Below are 3,801 nucleotides of genomic sequence, written 5' to 3'. Positions count from 1 at the left end.
GCTTGTAGCTTGTAGCTTGTAGCTTGTAGCTTGTAGCTTGTAGCTTGTAGCTTGTAGCTTGTAGCTTGTAGCTTGTAGCTTGTAGCTTGTAGCTTGTAGCTTGTAGCTTGTTGCTTGTTGCTTGTTGCTTGTTGCTTGTTGCTTGTTGCTTGTTGCTTGTTGCTTGTTGCTTGTTGCTTGTTGCTTGGACGGTTATTGCGACTGGTTAGATATTTGAAGGTTCTATCTTCATGGCAACCTATCGCCTGCCCGGCGCGGGATGTGCAAGCACGCTTTTGACTCGCGGTGAATATGTCCGTATACGCTCCACGGCGACGTCCTGTCGCCGAGGGTCAAAAGCCTGCTTACACCTGTATCTTCTATTTCTTCGATTTGACCTATTTTGCAATTCTTTGGGTTGGCATGGATTGATTTTGGGGCTTGGGTCTTCTGAGGGGGGATTTTACGAAACTTGGGGGTGGGCAAACTATACTGAGGGTTACCTCCATTCCTGATGAAAAGGATTGATCTATGAAGAAGGTAGCTATCATTCAAGAGGCGTCTTGTGTTTTGGATAAGCAAGGCACAATCGCTAAAGCGGTGGCTCTGATAGACTCGGCATCGGCTCAGGGAGCTAAGTTGATTGTTTTTCCCGAAGCCTTCATTCCCGGCTATCCGGCTTGGATCTGGCGGCTCAGGCCGGGCGGCGACTGGGGGATCTGTGAAGAGTTACATGCCAGGTTACTGCAAAATGCCGTCGACCTATCGTCGGATGATCTTGAGCCCCTGCAAGCGGCGGCTAAACGAAACGCCGTCACCCTCGTCTGCGGCATTAACGAGAGAGACAATGCCAACAGCCGTGCCACCCTTTACAACTCCCTCGTCACCATAGACCCCCAAGGTCAGATTGTTAATCATCACCGTAAACTCATGCCGACCAATCCCGAGCGTATGGTCTGGGGGATGGGGGACGGCCATGGATTGAAAGTGGTCGATACCCCTGTGGGCAGAATCGGCAGCCTAATCTGTTGGGAAAACTATATGCCCCTTGCCAGGTACGCGCTCTACTCCCAAGGCGTAGAGATCTATATCGCGCCGACCTACGACAGCGGCGCGGCATGGATAGGCTCGATGCAGCACATCGCCAGAGAGGGTAAGTGCTGGGTGATATCCTGTGGCGTCGCCCTAGAGCGGCAAGATCTCCCGGAGGATTTTCCCGATATCGACCGGCTCTATCCTGCTGATGATGCCTGGATCAATCCTGGGGACTCTACATTGATTTCGCCAAGCGGCGAGATAGTCTCCGGGCCGCTGTCGAAGGAGAAAGGCTGCTTGATAGTGGAGATCGATGCACAGCAGGCGGTGACCGCCAAACGCGCCCTGGATGTGGCCGGGCACTATTCTCGCCCGGATGTGTTTGAGCTGCATGTCGATAAGACCCGGCGCGCCCCGACGGCTTTTAAGGAAACTGACTAGTATTTTTTTCTGAATCTATTGAGATTGGCGAGCAGGTTTGAAAGCCGTAACTTTATTGATATTTATCATCTGCGGTGGGCGTATCTAGACTCGGTATCAATCGTCTCTTCAATTTGGCGTTATCGATTTGGCGTTATCTATTGCTGGCGTGATGCCTTTGAATGAATAAGTCGTAAGGCTGAATTTTTCGATATCTGGGTTTGAACTGGGGGAGGCTCGGATTTTTTGAGTGCTTTCTTAGTTACTTGTGAGATATAACTCTGATAACCAATTGCCGCTATTGAATTAATTGGTTTTTAGGCGGCTGGGTGTCGCCTCTTTGATGTTCACGCTAGCTTGGGGCTACATAGATATAGCTAATTCACAGTAAGACGTGATTCGATTCGGAGTTAAGTGATTAAGGGTACAGGGATTATGTATAAAGTTGGCATCGTGTTGTTTGATAACTTTACCGATGTAGATTTTTTTCTGATGAATGACTTGCTGGGAAGAACCTCTGATAGCTGGACGGTCAGGATACTCGGCACTAAACCCGAACATCATTCGCAGCTAGGGATGACAGTGAAGACTGACGGTCATGTGTCTGAGGTAAAGGAGCAAGATGTCGTTCTTATCACCAGTGGTTACCGCGGTATTCCCGCGGCGCTGCAAGATGAGAATTTTATGTCTGCCTTAAAACTCGACCCGAGCAGGCAGTTGATTGGCTCAATATGTGCGGGCTCCTTTGTGCTTCATGAGCTGGGGTTACTGAAGGGGAAGAAGCTAACGACAAACCCTGATGCTAAGGCGGCTTTAGTGGGCATGGGCGGTGATGTTCAGGATCTACCCCTGGTGATTGAGGGGAACATAGCAACCGCTGGTGGTTGTCTTTCTCTCCTCTATCTAGTGGGCTGGTTAGCCGAGCGTTTGTTCGATGCGGCGAAACGCAAGCAGATCCAGAATCAGTTGATCCCCGCAGGGCAAATGGAGATATTCGAAACGCTTATTTCCGAGACTATCCAATCGGCTGAATCCGCCTATGAGTATCGCTCAGCGTGTGAGAGTGATGCCGAGTCTTTGGTGGTTTAGGGAGTAAGGCCAGCGTAGGCGTTAGCTGGTAAGCGTAAGATTCAGAAGTAAATAAATGGAGTTATATGAATTTTCTGAAGCAATTGATCATGAAACCACTGGAAGGCTATCTAGATCTAACCGCTTGGTTAATCTTTGCATGGCTGTACTTTCAAATCGTACTTTCTGCAACCGCAATTTTTTGTATGTTGAGTGTATTTGGATTTTATCTTTTTGACTTCGAAACGGCCTTAAATATCTGTTACGACACAGCTGGTGTCGGTGTTATTGCGGGTGTTATTTGGGCCGAGAGAATTCGTAAAACACTCGGAATCATTACTTTTCATGCTTACCTTCTTTCAACTCTCGAAATTGAAGGTTGGCGTGATAAGCATGGAAACGTCATTCGTAAATGGAACAAACAGGGGAGTCATTAGGGCGTCCTGTTTGATTAGCATTTGACGACACGCTGTACGTCTTCAGACCTGCGTGGATGCTGGAGAGGCGATTGAAGGTCGTACCTTCGCTGTAATTAATAGCCTGCGGCTCGCTTTTGTGCAGATACTTCTGCTACACGCCGCCTTTTTTTTACTGAGAGTTATCCTTGGAGGCTCGACGATGGCAGATGCATCTACACTCGGTATCTATCGTTTCTTCGATTTGGCGGAGTTGGACACGAATAGCTAATCAAAAAAGCGGGCTTGGTTTTGCCCCAGATGAGTTATCAAGTTGTCGGTGGTTCAGTAACGAACCGACTTTCTGGACTAGCAATTTTTATCGCTACACCCGTGTGATGTAATTCACTACTCACTATCAAAAAACTGGATAAGTACACAGTTACATTTGAATCATCAGGATTTTGAACGTTTTTCATCCTGTATTCGTGCGCGATCTCTCACTTCGGTTTAAATATATAATATTAAAATCATATGCTTATATTATTCATTAAGTAGATAATAAGTTTGGAAAACGCGCAAGCGCGTTTTCCCAGATGGATTACTTATATGAAAAGCGGCAAAATGCTGATAAGTTCAAACCGACTCTGAAGCACTGGAAATAATGGATAAGCTTTCTGAATTTCCAAAATCCTATAATGCTCTTAAAGTTGTTTTATTTTCTTGCCCAGACGATGACGAACTGGTCGACGAAAAATACGAAAGCATTGTAGCTAAATGGAAGTCGGCTACTTAACAAGTGACTGTGGTGTTTAGTCAATATATTTATCCGTTTTTTGCGCACCACAGCTCCTCGCTTTTAAGCATGGTATTCAAGATCACGATGAGCTTTCGCATGCAGGCG

3 protein-coding genes are annotated in these 3,801 nt (G+C 47.0%); all 3 read left to right on the top strand.

Going from position 1 to position 3,801, the window contains the following annotated elements; all coding sequences use genetic code 11:
- Positions 1-510 precede the first annotated feature (510 nt).
- The 3 genes from L2731_RS19435 to L2731_RS19425 all read left to right on the top strand — a co-directional run bounded on the left by L2731_RS19435 (position 511) and on the right by L2731_RS19425 (position 2,939).
- A complete protein-coding gene (locus L2731_RS19435; protein ID WP_249254885.1) occupies positions 511-1,455 on the top strand; it encodes a carbon-nitrogen hydrolase family protein in 945 nt (314 codons plus the stop codon).
- Between the two features lie 414 nt (positions 1,456-1,869).
- Positions 1,870-2,523, top strand: a complete 654-nt coding sequence (locus L2731_RS19430; protein WP_283165136.1) for a DJ-1/PfpI family protein — start codon at positions 1,870-1,872, stop codon at positions 2,521-2,523.
- A gap of 89 nt (positions 2,524-2,612) precedes the next feature.
- Complete coding sequence (locus L2731_RS19425) at positions 2,613-2,939, top strand: hypothetical protein (protein WP_249254883.1); 327 nt, start codon at positions 2,613-2,615, stop codon at positions 2,937-2,939.
- Positions 2,940-3,801 lie beyond the last annotated feature (862 nt).

Origin of the sequence: Shewanella aquimarina (assembly GCF_023349185.1) — a bacterium.
GTDB classification, from domain to species: Bacteria; Pseudomonadota; Gammaproteobacteria; order Enterobacterales; family Shewanellaceae; genus Shewanella; species Shewanella aquimarina.
This window is presented reverse-complemented; position numbering and strand designations above follow the sequence as displayed.